At 61.1% G+C, this 15,426-nt stretch carries 15 protein-coding genes; 6 read left to right on the forward strand and 9 right to left on the reverse strand.

From position 1 onward, the window contains the following. Positions 1-198 precede the first annotated feature (198 nt). Positions 199-1,029 (forward strand): undecaprenyl-diphosphate phosphatase, encoded by an 831-nt coding sequence (locus tag Q8X51_RS28775; protein ID WP_027607910.1) that lies wholly within the window; start codon positions 199-201, stop codon positions 1,027-1,029. Then, a complete protein-coding gene (locus Q8X51_RS28780; protein WP_065927760.1) occupies positions 1,026-1,409 on the forward strand; it encodes a DUF1294 domain-containing protein in 384 nt (127 codons plus the stop codon). The genes Q8X51_RS28775 and Q8X51_RS28780 overlap by 4 nt, the downstream gene beginning before the upstream one ends. Here Q8X51_RS28780 and Q8X51_RS28785 read toward each other — a convergent pair. Together Q8X51_RS28785 and Q8X51_RS28790 are read right to left on the reverse strand one after the other, a co-directional pair. After that, the gene (locus Q8X51_RS28785; protein ID WP_027607908.1) at positions 1,392-1,754 is read right to left on the reverse strand and encodes an MmcQ/YjbR family DNA-binding protein; all 363 of its coding nucleotides are present in this window, start codon (positions 1,752-1,754) and stop codon (positions 1,392-1,394) included. The genes Q8X51_RS28780 and Q8X51_RS28785 overlap by 18 nt on opposite strands. Next, positions 1,751-2,659: a LysR substrate-binding domain-containing protein gene (locus Q8X51_RS28790; protein ID WP_407694545.1), complete on the reverse strand. Its 909-nt coding sequence runs from the start codon at positions 2,657-2,659 to the stop codon at positions 1,751-1,753. The genes Q8X51_RS28785 and Q8X51_RS28790 overlap by 4 nt, the downstream gene beginning before the upstream one ends. A 126-nt stretch (positions 2,660-2,785) precedes the next feature. Here Q8X51_RS28790 and Q8X51_RS28795 point away from each other — a divergent pair, with 126 nt between their 5' ends. Then, positions 2,786-3,397: an FMN-dependent NADH-azoreductase gene (locus Q8X51_RS28795; RefSeq protein ID WP_065927758.1), complete on the forward strand. Its 612-nt coding sequence runs from the start codon at positions 2,786-2,788 to the stop codon at positions 3,395-3,397. A 240-nt stretch (positions 3,398-3,637) separates the two neighbouring features. Then, positions 3,638-4,675, forward strand: coding sequence for an alpha/beta hydrolase family protein (locus Q8X51_RS28800; RefSeq protein ID WP_065927757.1), 1,038 nt, complete (start codon positions 3,638-3,640; stop codon positions 4,673-4,675). Here the strand turns inward: Q8X51_RS28800 and Q8X51_RS28805 are convergent. The 5 genes from Q8X51_RS28805 to Q8X51_RS28825 form a co-directional block, all read right to left on the reverse strand. Next, positions 4,669-5,841 (reverse strand): MFS transporter, encoded by a 1,173-nt coding sequence (locus Q8X51_RS28805; protein ID WP_407694544.1) that lies wholly within the window; start codon positions 5,839-5,841, stop codon positions 4,669-4,671. The two genes, Q8X51_RS28800 and Q8X51_RS28805, sit on opposite strands and share 7 nt — an antisense overlap. Before the next feature lie 213 nt (positions 5,842-6,054). Further along, positions 6,055-7,641, reverse strand: a complete 1,587-nt coding sequence (locus tag Q8X51_RS28810; protein WP_074846575.1) for an ABC-F family ATPase — start codon at positions 7,639-7,641, stop codon at positions 6,055-6,057. Positions 7,642-7,862: 221 nt separating this feature from the next. After that, complete coding sequence (locus Q8X51_RS28815; RefSeq protein ID WP_027607902.1) at positions 7,863-8,189, reverse strand: DUF2388 domain-containing protein; 327 nt, start codon at positions 8,187-8,189, stop codon at positions 7,863-7,865. A gap of 71 nt (positions 8,190-8,260) precedes the next feature. Beyond that, positions 8,261-8,836 carry a hypothetical protein gene (locus Q8X51_RS28820; protein WP_065927754.1) on the reverse strand — a complete coding sequence of 192 codons (576 nt, stop codon included), beginning with the start codon at positions 8,834-8,836 and terminating at the stop codon, positions 8,261-8,263. Positions 8,837-8,885: 49 nt separating this feature from the next. Continuing rightward, on the reverse strand, positions 8,886-10,124 hold the full coding sequence (locus Q8X51_RS28825; RefSeq protein ID WP_065927753.1) for an MFS transporter: 1,239 nt from the start codon (positions 10,122-10,124) through the stop codon (positions 8,886-8,888). 154 nt (positions 10,125-10,278) lie between these two features. Here Q8X51_RS28825 and Q8X51_RS28830 point away from each other — a divergent pair, with 154 nt between their 5' ends. Beyond that, entirely contained in the window at positions 10,279-11,091 is an 813-nt protein-coding gene (locus tag Q8X51_RS28830) for a class I SAM-dependent methyltransferase (protein WP_065927752.1), read from the forward strand. Between the two features lie 217 nt (positions 11,092-11,308). Here Q8X51_RS28830 and Q8X51_RS28835 read toward each other — a convergent pair whose 3' ends face one another. Continuing rightward, positions 11,309-11,695: a TIGR03067 domain-containing protein gene (locus Q8X51_RS28835; RefSeq protein ID WP_065927751.1), complete on the reverse strand. Its 387-nt coding sequence runs from the start codon at positions 11,693-11,695 to the stop codon at positions 11,309-11,311. A gap of 335 nt (positions 11,696-12,030) precedes the next feature. Between Q8X51_RS28835 and lpxO the strand changes: the two genes are divergently transcribed. Then, entirely contained in the window at positions 12,031-12,930 is a 900-nt protein-coding gene (gene lpxO / locus Q8X51_RS28840) for a lipid A hydroxylase LpxO (protein ID WP_407694543.1), read from the forward strand. Between the two features lie 18 nt (positions 12,931-12,948). Here the strand turns inward: lpxO and ligD are convergent, their stop codons facing one another. After that, entirely contained in the window at positions 12,949-15,426 is a 2,478-nt protein-coding gene (gene ligD, locus Q8X51_RS28845) for a DNA ligase D (protein WP_407694542.1), read from the reverse strand.

Consider the following 15,426-nt stretch of genomic DNA (forward strand, 5'->3'; position numbering starts at 1 on the left):
GGGCGTCGCATCGACTTTTACGCCTCGTCTGATAGGCTTTCGGCCTGAAATCGCAAAACCTGAGTACTGCCTGATTTTTCACAGAATTTTTGCAGGCCGGCATTGACCATGGTCAACACCGGGCACTTGAGTGCGCTCGTCAGTGAACCATTAAAAGATTGATAAGGCATGCCACAGCGCATGACCTTTGGGGGAAGCATGGATTTTTGGACCGCCATTCAGGCATTGATTCTTGGCGTCGTGGAGGGGCTTACCGAGTTCCTGCCGATCTCCAGCACCGGACACCAGATTATTGTCGCCGATTTGCTCGACTTCGGCGGCGAACGCGCCATGGCGTTCAACATCATCATCCAGCTGGGTGCGATCCTCGCGGTGGTCTGGGAATTCCGGCGCAAGATCCTCGATGTAGTCACCGGCTTGCCCACCCAGCGCAACGCCCAGCGCTTCACGGTCAACCTGCTGATCGCGTTCCTGCCGGCCGTGGTGCTGGGGGTGATCTTTGCCGACCTGATCCACCATTACCTGTTCAATCCGATCACCGTGGCCGCCGCGTTGGTGATCGGCGGCATCGTCATGCTGTGGGCCGAGCGCCGCGAGCATGAAGTGCACGCCGAAAGCGTCGATGACATCACCTGGAAAGACGCGCTCAAGGTCGGTTTTGCCCAGTGCCTGGCGATGATCCCGGGTACGTCGCGCTCCGGCTCGACTATCATCGGCGGCCTGCTGTTCGGCCTGTCGCGCAAGACCGCCACCGAGTTTTCATTCTTCCTGGCCATGCCGACCATGGTCGGTGCGGCGGTGTACTCGGGCTACAAATACCGCGACCTGTTCCAGCCGGCGGACCTGCCGGTGTTCGCCATCGGCTTCGTCACCTCGTTCATCTTCGCGATGATCGCGGTCAAGGGCCTGCTCAAGTTCATCGCCAGCCATAGCTACGCGGCGTTCGCCTGGTACCGCATTGCGTTCGGCCTGCTGATCCTGGCGACCTGGCAATTCGGCTGGATCGACTGGGCAGCGGCCAAGGCATGATGATTCAGCATCCGCGCCTTAAAGCGGCGATCTTTGTGCTGCTGTGCGCGGCGCCGCTGGTGGGGGCAGTATTGGTGTGGCAACGCGGCGAAACCGTGATTCCGCTGGTGGCCTATGGGGTGGTCAGCGTCATCGCGTTTTTCCTGTATTGGAGCGACAAGCGCAAGGCCCGCACCGACAGCTGGCGCACCCCGGAGAACATCCTCCACGCCGTGGAGCTGGCGGGCGGCTGGCCGGGGGCGCTGATTGCCCAGCAGGTGTTCCGGCACAAGACGCGCAAGGTGTCTTACCAGGTGCTGTTCTGGGTGATCGTGCTGTTGCACCAGGTGTTCTGGCTGGACCAGTTGTTCCTCGGTGGCACGCTACTGTCCGTTCTCTAGCAGCAACCCCACCTGTGTGCGCTTGGGCAGTTTGCTCACCACCAACTGGTGGGAGCGCTGCAACAGGCTACGCAGTTCCTCGGCCCCCAGCGGGTAGGGCGTGTTCATGATGATCCACTGCGCGCGTGCCAGGTACGGCGCCGGGTGGATGCCGGGACGGTCCACATGGCCGAGGAACAATTCCTTGTCGACCTTGAACGCCAGCGAGTCGCCGCGCAGATTCTGCAGGGCGAACATCTTGTTGCCGGCGATCGAGAACACCCGCACGCCACCCCACTTGTAGTCTTCCCGCGCGCCGGGCAGGCTCAGGCAGAACGTCGCGACCTGTGCTTCGGTCATTTTCATAGCAGGCGGTCTCCGCAGCTTTTGAAGCCTTCTTCCAGGTAATCGATCCAGGCGCGAATCGCCGGCAGAACGCCGCGGCGATGCGGGTAGACGGCCTGCAGCCAGCCGCCCGGCAATGACCACTCCGGCAGCAACTGTACGAGCCGGCCGCTGGCCAGTTCTTCTTCGCAGTACATCAGCGGCAGCACGGTAAAGCCCAGGCCCATGATGGCGCTGGCCTTGCGTACGTTGAAGTCATCGACGCCCAGGCGCGCTTCCATCACCAGGTCGTGGGGGTTGCCTTCAGGATCGAGGATGCGTTGGTGCACCATGCGGTCTGCTTCCAGCGCGCCGAGTATCGGCAGTTGCTTGAGGTCGTCGAGAGTGTTGATGTGCCGATCGTGCAAAAAGTTCGGGCTGGCGACCAGGGCCGTCTGGGCGGGGCGCAGGCGCTTGGTGACCAGCAGCGGGTCTTCATCGCCCAGTTCGCGCACGCGCAGCGCCACATCGATGCCTTCGGCTACCAGGTCGACACGGCGGTTGACCAGGGTCATCTCCAGCTGCACCTGGGGGTGGGCAGCCAGAAAACCCGCAACCACATCCGGCATTATGTTTTGCGCCAGCCCCACCGGGCACGTCACCCTCAGCCGCCCGCGCGGTTCACTGGACATGCTGGCGACGGCCTCGTCGGCCATCTCTGCTTCCAGCAGCATCGCCTGGCAATGGCGCAGGTAGCGCTCGCCGACGGCGGTCAGGGTCAGTTGCCGCGTGGTGCGTTGCAGCAGGCGCGCGCCGAGGCGCTCTTCCAGCTCGGCAATGCGCCGCGACAGCCGCGACTTGGGAATGCCCAACAGCCGCCCGGCCGCCGCAAAGCCACCGGCTTCGACGACTTTGGCAAAATAGTAGAGGTCGTTGAGGTCTTGCATGGTCAGCCTATTGTCCTGTCAGTGGGACAAACTATCGCATTTCAGGCGTCTTATCGACTATTGGTTTCATGCGTAGCATCCACTCCATCTGATCGCCACTGTCGATCCCACACTCGGAGATCCACCATGAAACTGTTGCACATCGATTCCAGCATCCTCGGCGACAACTCGGCTTCCCGTCAGCTCAGCACTGGCGTGGTCAAGGCCTGGCAGGCGGCCGAGCCGGGTGTGGAAGTGACCTACCGTGACCTCGCCAGCGAAGGCATCAACCACTTCTCCGGCGCGACCCTGGGCGCCCTGGGCACCGCCGCCGAACTGCGTGACGCCGCACAACAGCACGAGGCCGACCTGAGTGCCAACAGCCTGGCCGAATTCCTCGCCGCCGACGCCGTGGTGATCGGTGCGCCGATGTACAACTTCACCATTCCAACCCAGTTGAAAGCCTGGATCGACCGCATCGCCGTTGCCGGACAGACCTTCCGTTACACCGAAGCAGGCCCTGAAGGCCTGTGCGGTAACAAGAAAGTCATCATTGTGTCCACCTCCGGCGGCCTGCATGTCGGCCAGGCAACCGGTGTGGCCCACGAGGAATACCTCAAAGTGATGCTGGGCTTCCTCGGCATTACCGACATCGAATTCGTCCGCGCCCATGGCCTGGCCTATGGCGATGAGTTCCGCAGCAAGGCCTTGAGCGACGCCAACGTGCTCATCAACGAACAATTGTTCGCTGCTGCGTAAGGCTTGTGTAAATTTCGCCTCTGCTCGGTTTCAATCCGAAGCCGGGCGCCTAAACTCTGTATTCTTGTCGCCTGAAACGACCGGAATACGGAGTTTTTTCGTTTACCCGCTGTCATTACGTTGGCCCAGGTTATGCACGCATGGGTTTATCACCCGATGCGAGTGCCTTGAACCATGGACTTTTCATATAGACATGCCGCGGGTGTTGAACGTGGTCACGCAGCAAAGGTGGACATCCTCATGATGCGTCTTTGTGCCGTTATGGTTCTTTCCCTGCTGGGCGGCCTGATTTCAGTGCACGCCGCGCCCGCGCCGCACCCCCATTGGAGTGTGGGCTTCCATCGCATGACCTTTCTCGACCCGTTGGACCTGCAGCCGATGAAAGCCGTGGCCTTCTACCCGTCCACCGACGATGAACACAGCACGCAACTGGGTCCCTATCACGTCGCCGCCAGCGAAGATTCCAAGATCGCCATTGGCCGCTTTCCGATGCTGATGCTGTCCCATGGCAACACCGGTACGCCGCTGGCCCTGCATGACCTGGCCACTTCCCTGGCGCGCAAAGGCTTTGTGGTGGTCGCGGTGTTGCATCCCGGCGATAACTACAAGGACCACAGCCGCCTGGGCACGGTGAGTAACCTGTACGGCCGGCCGATCCAGATTTCCGAAGCGATCACCGCGACCCTGGGCGACCCGATGCTGTCGCCGTTCGTCAACGTCGATCAGGTGGGCGTTATCGGCTATTCGGCCGGTGGCGAAACCGCGTTGATCCTGGCGGGGGCCAAGCCGGACTTCGACCGCCTGCGTCGCTATTGCCAGGAACGCCCCGAAGACCGTGATGCCTGCACCACCAAGGGCGAACTGGTGGTGGACCGTGACGACCTGCAACCGCAATCCGACCCGCGCATTCATGCCTTGATGTTGATGGCGCCGTTGAGCCTGATGTTCGGCCGCCACACCCTGGCCGATGTGCATGTGCCGGTGCTGCTCTACAGCGGCGACGGCGACAAGCTGGTGGCGGTCGACAAGAACGCCGCCGCCCTGGCACGCAAACTGCCGGAGCCACCGGACTTCAAGCTGCTGGCGGGGGCAGGGCACTTCGTGTTCATGGCGCCGTGTGACAGCGACCAACTGGCCGCGATGCCGGCGATCTGCACCGATGCCGATGGCGTCGACCGCGAAGGCATCCACCGCGACCTGATCTCCGAGGCCGGGCGTTTTTTCACCCACACCCTCGGCCAGGCTACCCGCGCCGGTTTGCAGACCGCCGATCAGTAAGCGCGGCGCTTGAGCAGCAAGGTCACGCCCAGCGCCGTGACCGATAACAGCGCTGCGCAGAAGAAAATCCAGCTGTAACCCAGGTTCAACGCCACGGCGCCCATCAACGGCCCGGCAATCGCCAGGGCCAGGTCGAAAAACACCGCATAGGCACTCAGGCCCGCACCGCGGCTGCTGTTGGGCACCTGCTTGATGGCCTCCACGCCCAGCGCCGGGTACACCAGCGACAAGCCAAAGCCGGTCAGCCCTGCACCGATCAAGGCTACGCCGGTGGAGGGTGCCAGCCACAGCAGCGTCAGGCCCAGGGTCTCGATGATCATGCAGGCAATCGCCGCCCTGAAGCCGCCAAACCGGCTGATCGCGGAGATGAACAGCAGCCGCGAGAGGATAAAACACACGCCAAACACCGTGAGGCAGTACGCCGCGCCGGCCCAGCCGCGATTGAGGTAATACAGGGTGATAAAGGTGGTCAGGGTGCCGTAGCCGATGGACGCCAGGCACAGGCTGGCACCAAAGGGTGCAATGCGCCCGAACACCGCCCAGAACGGCAGGCGCTCGCCGCGTACCACCGGCACCGAGGGTTTATTGCGGATCAGCACCAGGCCCAGCGCCGCCAATACCGACAGCGCGATACCCAGGCTGGTGTAGCCATATTCGGCGACCATCACCACTCCGAGCGGCGCGCCGAGGGCGATGGCGCCGTAGGAGGCAATGCCATTCCACGAAATCGACCGCGCCGTGTGCTCCGCCCCGACCTGGCCCATGCACCAACTGATGGTGCCCACGCCGATCAGGCCTTGGGCCACGCCCAGCAACAGCCGGCCGAGTATCAGAATCCCCAGGCTCAGGCTGGGCAGGCTGTCCACCAGGGTGGCGAAGAACGTCAACACACCGCTGACCAGGATGCCCGCCAGCCCCAGTACAATCGCGCGCTTGGTGCCGACGTTGTCGGACATGCGCCCGGCCATGGGACGGCTGAGCAGAGTTGCCAGGTACTGCGAGCCGATGGTAATCCCGGCCACCACCGCGCTGAAGCCCAGTTGCTCATGGACATAGCCCGGGATTACCGCAATCGGCAGGCCGATGCAGATAAAGGCGATGAAGGTGTAGAAGACGATGGAGACGATCTGCAGGGTGATCGACAGGGAGGAGGAGGCGTTGGACATGGGCACTCGTTCGCGGGCGGGCGGTGAACGCATCATGGCAAGGGCTTGGGGGAAAAGGAAGCAGGCTAACTACTTTGGCTGAGAAACCGGCTTACTGTGGCGAGCGGGCTTTTGTGGTGAGCGGGCTTGTTGTGGTGAGCGGGGCAAGCCCGCTCACCACAACAAGCTCCCTCGCCACAACAAGCATGCTCCCAGGGTTTCAGGTCGCTACTGTTAGAACACCACGCCTTGGCTGCGCAGGTAATCGTCGTAAGTGCCGCTGAAGTCGATCACGCCGTTGGCGCTCAACTCGATGATGCGGGTGGCCAGGGACGATACGAACTCACGGTCGTGGCTGACGAAGATCAGCGTGCCTGGGTAGTTCTCGAGCGCCAGGTTCAGCGCCTCGATGGATTCCATGTCCAAGTGGTTGGTCGGTTCGTCCATGATCAGCACGTTCGGCTTTTGCAGGATCAGCTTGCCGAACAGCATGCGGCCTTGCTCACCACCGGAGATCACCTTGACCGACTTGAGGATCTCGTCGTTGGAGAACAGCATGCGCCCCAGGGTGCCACGGATCACTTGCTCGCCTTGAGTCCACTGGCCCATCCAGTCGAACAGGCTCATGTCGTTTTCGAAGTCGCTGGCGTGGTCCTGGGCGTAGTAGCCCAGTTCCGCGGCGTCGGTCCACTTGATGCTGCCGGCATCCGGGGTCAGTTCGTTGACCAGGGTGCGCAGCAGGGTGGTCTTGCCGATACCGTTCGGGCCGATGATCGCCACGCGCTCGCCGGCTTCAACCTGGAAGCTGAAGTCCTTGAACAGCGGCTTGCCGTCGAAACCTTTGGCCATGCGCTCGACGATGACCGCCTGGCGGTGCAGCTTTTTGGTTTGTTCGAAACGGATGAACGGGCTCACGCGGCTCGAAGGCTTGACCTCGGCCAGCTGGATCTTGTCGATCGCCTTGGCACGGGAGGTCGCCTGCTTGGCTTTCGAGGCGTTGGCCGAGAAGCGGCTGACGAAGGACTGCAGCTCGGAGATCTGCGCTTTCTTCTTGGCGTTGTCCGACAGCAGTTGCTCGCGGGACTGGGTCGCCACGGTCATGTACTCGTCGTAGTTGCCCGGGAACAGGCGCAGCTCGCCGTAGTCCAGGTCAGCCATGTGGGTGCACACGCTGTTCAGGAAGTGACGGTCGTGAGAGATGATGATCATCAGGCTGGAGCGCTGGGTCAGGATGTTTTCCAGCCAGCGGATGGTGTTGATGTCCAAGTGGTTGGTCGGTTCGTCGAGCAACAGCACTTCCGGGTCCGAGAACAGCGCCTGGGCCAGCAACACACGCAGTTTCCAGCCGGGGGACACTTCGCTCATCGGGCCGAAATGCTGTTCCAGGGGAATACCCAGGCCCAGCAGCAGTTCACCGGCACGGGATTCGGCGGTGTAGCCGTCCATCTCGGCGAATTCGGTTTCCAGCTCGGCCACGGCCATGCCGTCGTCTTCGCTCATTTCCGGCAGCGAGTAGATACGGTCGCGCTCGGCCTTGACCTTCCACAGCTCCTCGTGCCCCATGATCACGGTGTCGAGCACGGTGAATTCTTCGTAGGCGAACTGGTCCTGGCGCAGCTTGCCCAGGCGCACATTCGGCTCCAGCATGACCTGTCCGCCGGACGGATCGAGGTCGCCGCCGAGGATTTTCATGAAGGTCGACTTGCCGCAACCGTTGGCACCGATCAGACCATACCGGTTGCCGGCGCCGAACTTGACCGAGACGTTCTCAAAGAGCGGCTTGGCGCCGAACTGCATGGTGATGTTAGCTGTGGAGATCAATTACTTTACCTATCAATGGGTTGCGAGCGTGGCGGCAGGAGCCTTCAGGCATGCATCAACAGCGACATCAAGGCGCGAAACCCGGTCGCTGAGCAAAAAATGGGGGATGTGTGTTGGAATTTGGCGCGCATTATCGCATATGTCAGGCGACAGTTGTATGGCGGCCGACGACGGATGTTCAGCGCTTTGAATGTGGCAAGCCATTCTCGACGAAGCCGCGCTCAGTAAGTTGTTGCGATTGCCTGCGCGAGCTGCATGTCGGTCATGGGGCGCGTGTGAGGGGCCGAGCGGTAGTGTAGAGATGCCTGCTCAAACTGAGCGCCGCGAATTTCGCCCTCGGAGCCAATGAATGCAAGGGCATCATCCTTCGCTTTTTTCATTACTGAGGGCGAGTAGACCGTAAATGCCGTGGTCCCGCCGAGGACAATGGTCGGGAACAGGGTGGTGGCGCTCAGCGCTCTCTCGACCGGGTTCTCCACATACCATGCCATAGCGTTGGTGCTGATCGATGCCATGAGGGCGATTGCCAGCGTCTTCCAGGAATTCATTCTTCGATGCTTCCATTGCGGTCGAAGGACGCACGATAACAGAGTCGGCTGAGCGCCAGAAACCCGGCCCGTCAGCAATTAAACACAGGCGCATAACGCTCTTCGCGTTTCTTGAAGTGAATCGGGGCCATAGGGACTTTTTCACCGTTGACGAATATGTCCGGGAAGGTAAGCGTGAAATCATCCATGTCGCCTTGGCCCAACGCTGTCCCTTTGAACCCGCTGTGGAATGTTTTCCTGGGGTCGAAACCGGTTTTGAGTTGTTCAATGGTGACAGGATAGCTTTGCCCATTCGCCAGGGTGACCGTGACAACGGGCGACGCTGCACTGACCCAAAGCGTCGGGTCGGCCTGTTTGACGGCTGCTGTGTTATTGGATGGGTAGAGCCGTCCGAACAGGCGCAGTTCAGCAGCGGTTGAGCGCTGGTTACCCGGCCAGCTGGATGTGCCGGGTGGCGCAACATAGACCAGCACATGAACCCAGTTGAGTTCTTCTGCCAGTGGGGCATAGCTCATCGCCGCTTTCGGGCCGGGGCAGGTGCGCGAAAGCAGGGCGTTGCTGCCCACCGTCGACTCCGGATGCAGATAGGGCCCCGTGCTGCATCCTGCGAGCAGAAGCAGTAGCGGATACAGGAAGTATTTCTTCATAGTGGCAACTCCATTTGCTGTTTGGGTTCGGCGCACAGTGTCGCTTATATCAGGCCGCAGATGCGTGAGGCGCGAAGAAGGGTTTGGCCAGCGTCTCCGGCATCGCCAGCCATAACAGCGCCAACGCGACGCCCGCCACCCCGGCCAGGGTGAGGAAGGCCGCATTGTAGCCGGCCTGCTGCACCACAAAACCGGCCAGGCTGCTGCTCAAGGCCGCGCCCAGCCCAAATACGGTGGACAGCGCCCCCAGGCTGACGTTGAAACGCCCGGTGCCCTGGGTCAGGTCCTTGACGATCACCGGGAACAGCGCACCGAAGATCCCCGCGCCGATACCGTCAAGCATCTGCACGGCCACCAGCCAGTAGGGATCGCTGGACAGGGTATAGAGCACGCCACGCAGCGGCAGGATCATGAAGCCGAACAGCAACAGCGGCTTGCGCCCCCACACGTCGGCCTTGCTGCCCACCAGCCAGGCCATCGGCACCATCACCAATTGTGCGGCGACAATACAGGCCGAGGTCAGCGGCGTGGCCATCTGCAGGTTGATCTGCGAGAGCTTCTGGCTGACCAGTGGCAGCATCGCCGCATTGGCCAGGTGGAAGAGGGCGCAGCAGACGGCAAACAGCAATAACGGCCGGTTGGCCAGCAAGACCGCAATGCCGGACGGCTGCTCATGGTCGCTGTGGTGGGCAGGGTCGAAGCCCCGGGCCACCTCATGGTCGATCGCCTTGGCGGAGACGCAACTGACCGCGACGACGCTGGCCACTGCCATAAAGGCCATCAGGTAGAACACCACCACGGGTCCGAACAGGTACGCCAGGCCACCGGCCAACAGCGCCGCCACAGCGTTGCCGGCATGGTTGAAGGTTTCGTTGCGCCCGGTGCGCCGGGTGAACGCACGTGGCCCGGTAATGCCCAGGGAAATTGCGGAGATCGCCGGCGCGAACACCGAGGCAGCGATGGCACTGGCCGCCTGGGTCAAGGCAACCAGGCTGAATGAACTGACGAAGGGCAGCAGCAGGCAACTGCCGGTCACCAGCAGGGCGGCAACGGCAATCACAGCGCGTTTGCTGCGTGTGCGGTCGATCAGGGCACCCGCCGGGCCCTGGGTGATCAGCGCCGCGATACCTGCCAGGGTCATGACTACGCCGATACTGGCCGGATCCCACTTGTGCACCGCCAGCAAGTAGATGGCCAGGTACGGGCCGAGGCCGTCGCGCACATCCGCCAGGAAAAAATTCAGGCTGTCCAGGGACAGGGTATTACGCAGGTCGGCGTGTTTGGCCACGATCAGGACTTCGCAGGGGGCGTTCAAAGGCTGAACACTCATTGCGCTAGTGACCTGCGCGCAGTTCATTTAGTTTCGCCTGCTGCTGGGGTTTTAATCTGCGGGCTTGTGGCTTATTTTCTTTGCCTCGCCGTATGACTTATCTGGAGACGCAATGGACATGCCCTCAGCTCAACAGGCGATTGCCTGCAACAAGGACGCCTGGGATCAATCCGCCGACCTGCATAAAACCACCGAGACCTGGAGCGCCCTGCTTAACGGGGTCCGCGACCCTGGGTTTTCGTGCCTGGACCCCACCCTTACCGGGCTGTTGCAAGACATCGGCGTTGCCGGCAAAGAGGTGGTGCAGGTGTGCTGCAATAACGGTCGCGAAAGCCTGTCGCTGTTTGGCCTGGGCGCGTGCTCGGTGGTCGGTGTGGATCAATCCCGGGCGTTCCTGCAGCAGGCCCGTGAGCTTGCCGACGTTTCGCCCCACAACCCGGAATTCATCGAAAGCGATATCCACCAGTTGCCATCCCGCTTGCACGAGCGCTTCGACATTGCCTTGGTGACCATCGGCGTGCTGGGCTGGATGCCGGATGTGGCGCTGTTCATGCGCCATGTTGCGAGGACCTTGAAACCCGGTGGCACGCTGGTGATGTATGAAACCCACCCGTTTCTGGAAATGTTCGACCCGCGCGCGCCAGACCCACTGTTGCCGGCCAGTTCGTACTTCCAGCGTGAGCCTTTTGTGCTGCAGGAGTCGATTGTCTATGAGGGGCAGGGCGAAGTGGCGGGGCCGACCTCCTATTGGTATGTGCACACCCTGGGGGATGTGGTGAGCGCGGCGATTGCTGCGCAATTGCAGATCGACCATCTGCAGGAATATGCCCACTCCAATCGCGAAGAACTTTACGACCAGTACGAGCACCAGCCTGCCCAGTTGCCCCTGTGCTTCACGCTGGCCGCCACCAGGCGTCCCGCCTGAGCCGATTGGCGCCAGGCAAAAAAAGCCCGCGAACGGGCGGGCCAAGGGATTTACTGGAGTAGGTAGGCTTCACCTAGATTCGACAAGCCCGCTCACCACAGAAGCCTAATTGCCATAGATTCCGTATTCACTGGAAGTTGTGTAGATACCCATGCCTATAGGGCTGAAAGTGAAGGCTTTGTGAAAATGCTGTCGCGCGTTCGGATGGCGCACAGCATCAAGCGCGGCGCACGAAAGTGCGCATGGTTTGGCCTGGGCCGGTACTGAACACGATGGGCCTGGGCATACCTTCATCCGCAGCAATGAACACAAATGAATCCCCCTCGAGGCGATAACTGGCGGGCAGGTGCTTACCGGCGTCATCGCCCAGGGCGTCCACCCAGGTAATGCTTTTGGGAACCGTGCTGCTGTCGAGGAAAAACCGGCCCGCCAACAACACCTCGCCACTGACGGTCTTCACTTCGAAGCGGTCGCCGCTGATGGTGGTTAAAGCACCCGGAGCGCTGTGGGCATCGATGGGATTGAGTACGCCACTGTCTTCGAGTGAGGTTTGCTCCCAGGCGCCTTGAAGGGCTTGACTATCCGGATCTGAAAGGGCTGACATACAAATTCCTTTTTGCTGAGGGGGTAATTGCCGGACGTTGCCGGCGGTGCAGCCTTTTACCATCTTTCGCCGTTCGATGATCGGTGGTTGCCGTGCCCCAAGGCCTGCCCGTCAAGGCGTCTGCCTGGCACATTCACTAGACAGGTTTTCACAATTCTTGATTAACTTTTGGTTACAAACTGTGGCTAAATAACTGCCACGGACCACGTATCGGGTCATTACTCAGCCGGTCGTGCCAATTGTGTGAATTGTGATTTCAGACGCTGCTATCCATCCTCAGCCGTTGTGGGCGCGCAGGAGCAGCCTGTTTTCTTCTGACATGTGAACGAAATTCCTTGAAACTCATCATTGTTGTTCTCTACGTTGCCTCCATTGCGTATGTACACCTGCGTGGTCGGGTGCGGCATAAGCTGGGCCGCCAACTCAGTGATCATTCGACCTTCCTGGCCCCGATCAACTGCTTGCTGTACCTGTGCTCCAGGCTACCCGGCCGCCCCTACCTGTCACCCAGTGACTTTCCTGACTTGAGCCCCCTTGAGGCGCATTGGAAGGAGATTCGCGAGGAGGGCTTGAACCTCATGCACAAGGGTGAAATCAAGCGCTCGGACCAGTACAACGATGTAGGTTTCAACTCGTTCTTCAAGTCTGGCTGGAAGCGCTTTTACCTGAAATGGTACGGCGAAAGCCATCCTTCGGCGATGAAGCTGTGCCCGCGTACCACCGAGCTGTTACAGGGCATCGGCTCGATCAAGGCGGCAATGTTCGCCGAGTTGCCACCGGGTTCCAAGCTGGTGCGCCACCGTGACCCCTACGCCGGTTCGTACCGTTATCACTTGGGTCTGGTGACCCCGAATGATCCGGGCTGCTATATCAATGTGGACGGCGAGAACTATTACTGGCGTGACGGTGAGGCAGTGATGTTTGACGAGACCTACATCCACTACGCCGAAAACACCACGCAGCAGAACCGCATCATCCTGTTTTGCGATATCGAGCGGCCGATGAAATATCGCTGGGCTGCCACGTTCAACCGTTGGTTCAGTCGTAACGTCATGGCCGCTGCAGGCTCGCCCAACGATGCAGGCGACAAGACCGGCGGGCTCAATCGCGCGTTTAACCGGCTGTACAAGATTCGCTTGCGTGGTAAAGAGCTGAAAAAACGCAACCGCACACGTTACTACCTGGAAAAATGGGCGATCTTCGCGGCACTGGCACTCATCTTCATACTGATTTGAAGTCGACCCGGGCGTTAGTCACTCCGGTGGATTTGCGCCCAACTTTTCCCACATTTTTTTATTGATCTTCTGCCGATTGGCGTAGCCGGCCCAAGGATCAACCTTCAGCCCGTGCAAGCGTTGGTGCAGGTTGGCCACCGTCCATTGCTGAGCGCCGCGCAAGCCCTTCAATTCCTCGCGACTGACCGGCACCGACACCGGCAGCCCAGGGCGTGCGCGCACCGAATAGGCCGCCACGGTGCTCGCGCCTCGTGCATTGCGCAGGTAATCGATAAAGATCTTGCCTACACGGTTTTTCGGCCCGGAGGTGGCGGTGAAGCGCTCGGGCAGTTGCTCGGTCATGAATTGGGCAATGGCCTTGGCAAAGGCCTTTACGCTGTCCCAGCCATCCCGCCGCGCCAACGGTATGACCAGGTGCAAGCCTTTGCCGCCGCTGGTCTTGACGAAGGCTTCCAACCCCAGTTCGTCGAGTACCGACAAGGTGAGCTGAGCGGCTTCCAGCATGGTTTTCCAGGGCAGCGCCGGGTCCGGGTCAAGGTCCAGCACAAACAGGTCCGGGGTTTCGATCTTGTCCGAGGTGGCGCCCCAGGTATGCAGTTCGAGGGTGCCCATTTGCACGGCCCCAATCAGCGCTTTCGTCGTGTCGATCTCCATCAGGCGCGCATGGCCTGGATCCAGTGCCGGGTCCAGTTGCTTGATGTTCGGAATCGCCAGGCGCTCCGCGTGCTTCTGGAAGAACTGCTCGCCCTCGATGCCTTCCGGAGCCCTGAGCAGGGACACGGGGCGATGGCGCAGGAAGGGCAGGATCCATTCGCTGATGCCTTCGTAGAACTGCGCCAATTGCTGTTTTTGTGTGCCGCTTTGCGGGTCGATGACGCGCTCGGGGTGAGTGATGTTCACGCCGCTGCTGGGCTTCTGGCTTTTCAGCGCTTTGAGGGATTTTGCCGTGCGCGGCTGTTCATGGATGATCTGCCCTGCGGGCTTGTCGGTGCGCAACCCCACGAAGACCGCCTGGCGCACCACGCCTTCGCGGGTCCACTCGGCAAATTGCACTTCGCCGACCAGGCGCGGTTCCACCCAGTGCACACCCCGTGCCTGGGCGGCGGTGAGGGGTTTTTCCAGAGGCGATGCCTTGCGCTCCAGAGGGGTGAGTTGGGCGTAGATGTTTTTCAATGAGGCCTGGTCGAACCCGGTGCCCACCCGCCCGGCGTAGACCAGCCCGCCATCGTCATTGACTGCCAGCAGCAGCGCGCCGAAACCACTGCGCGAACCCTGGGGGCGGGTGTAGCCGACAATCACGAACTCCTGGCGCAGGCGGCATTTGAGCTTGATCCAATCGGTATTTCGAGTGGAGACGTAGGGGCTGCCCTTGCGCTTGCCGATCACGCCTTCCAAGGCCAGGTCGCAGGCGCTTTCGAAAATATCCTGCTGGTTGGCGGCAAACGCTTCGGAGAAGCGCAGCAGTTTGCTGCGGCTGCCGGACAAGGCGTCTTTGAGCGCGGCGCGACGCTCCTCCAGCGGCGCCTGGCGCTGATCGCAGCCGTTTAAAAACGGCGCGTCGAACAGGTAGTAGACAATGTCCAGGCTGCGGCCGATATCAAAGGCATTTTGCAGCGCCTGAAAGTCCGGCAGGCCATCACCATTGAGGCTGACCACCTCGCCATCGAGCCAGCTGTCCTTGAGCTTGAGGGCGTGCAAGGCCTTGGCCTGGCGTGGCAGGCGTTCGGTCCAGTCGTGGCCGTTACGCGTGAACAGGCGAACCTCGCCGTCGCGTATGCGGGCGAGCATGCGGTAACCGTCGAACTTGATTTCGTAGTGCCAATCGCCCTCGGGCGCGCGGTCAACCAGGGTTGCCAATTGCGGCGCGAATTGATCGGGTAAGGCGGCTGTGGCTTTCTGTGTTTTTGCGCGTGGTTTGGGCTTGGTTTTGCCCACGGATGCGCCGCTGAGCACGCTTTTGGGTTGGGCCTGGACAATGTCGTAGTCGGCGGCGGGGCGTGCCTGCTGGTCTTTTTCCTTGATCAGCAGCCACTGCTCCTTGTCGCCGCTGCCCTTGAGGCGCGTACGCACCAGCGCCCAGTCACCCGAGAGCTTCTCACCGACCAGGGTGAATTTGAGTTTGCCGGCGGCATAGGCCTTGTGCGGGTCGTCGTGGGGCTTCCACACACCGCGGTCCCACACGATCACGTCGCCGGCGCCGTACTGGCCGGCCGGGATACTGCCCTCGAATCCGCCATAGCTGATGGGATGATCTTCAACATGGACAGCCAAGCGTTTCTGGCTCGGGTCCAGACTCGGGCCTTTGGGCACCGCCCAACTAAGCAGCACGCCGTCCAGTTCCAGGCGAAAGTCATAATGCAGGTTGCGCGCATCGTGCTTCTGGATCACGAAGCTCAGTGCCGATGCCTTGCGTTTACGGCCCGGTGAGCTGCCTGATGGCTCGGCGGTGACCTCGAAATCGCGTTTACGGTTGTATTCGCTCAGGGGCTTTGCCAT

The organism is Pseudomonas sp. Yb2C2 (assembly GCF_052112325.1).
Taxonomy (GTDB): Bacteria; Pseudomonadota; Gammaproteobacteria; order Pseudomonadales; family Pseudomonadaceae; genus Aquipseudomonas; species Aquipseudomonas marginalis.

Coding starts and splice junctions, on each gene's coding strand:
- Q8X51_RS28800 (WP_065927757.1), top strand. CDS start 3,638: ATGATGCGTCTTTGTGCCGTTATGGTTCTTTCCCTGCTGGGCGGCCTG.
- Q8X51_RS28805 (WP_407694544.1), bottom strand. CDS start 5,841: ATGTCCAACGCCTCCTCCTCCCTGTCGATCACCCTGCAGATCGTCTCC.
- Q8X51_RS28785 (WP_027607908.1), bottom strand. CDS start 1,754: ATGAAAATGACCGAAGCACAGGTCGCGACGTTCTGCCTGAGCCTGCCC.
- Q8X51_RS28835 (WP_065927751.1), bottom strand. CDS start 11,695: ATGTCAGCCCTTTCAGATCCGGATAGTCAAGCCCTTCAAGGCGCCTGG.
- Q8X51_RS28780 (WP_065927760.1), top strand. CDS start 1,026: ATGATGATTCAGCATCCGCGCCTTAAAGCGGCGATCTTTGTGCTGCTG.
- Q8X51_RS28820 (WP_065927754.1), bottom strand. CDS start 8,836: ATGAAGAAATACTTCCTGTATCCGCTACTGCTTCTGCTCGCAGGATGC.
- Q8X51_RS28775 (WP_027607910.1), top strand. CDS start 199: ATGGATTTTTGGACCGCCATTCAGGCATTGATTCTTGGCGTCGTGGAG.
- ligD (WP_407694542.1), bottom strand. CDS start 15,426: ATGGCAAAGCCCCTGAGCGAATACAACCGTAAACGCGATTTCGAGGTC.
- Q8X51_RS28795 (WP_065927758.1), top strand. CDS start 2,786: ATGAAACTGTTGCACATCGATTCCAGCATCCTCGGCGACAACTCGGCT.
- Q8X51_RS28830 (WP_065927752.1), top strand. CDS start 10,279: ATGGACATGCCCTCAGCTCAACAGGCGATTGCCTGCAACAAGGACGCC.
- Q8X51_RS28790 (WP_407694545.1), bottom strand. CDS start 2,659: ATGCAAGACCTCAACGACCTCTACTATTTTGCCAAAGTCGTCGAAGCC.
- Q8X51_RS28815 (WP_027607902.1), bottom strand. CDS start 8,189: ATGAATTCCTGGAAGACGCTGGCAATCGCCCTCATGGCATCGATCAGC.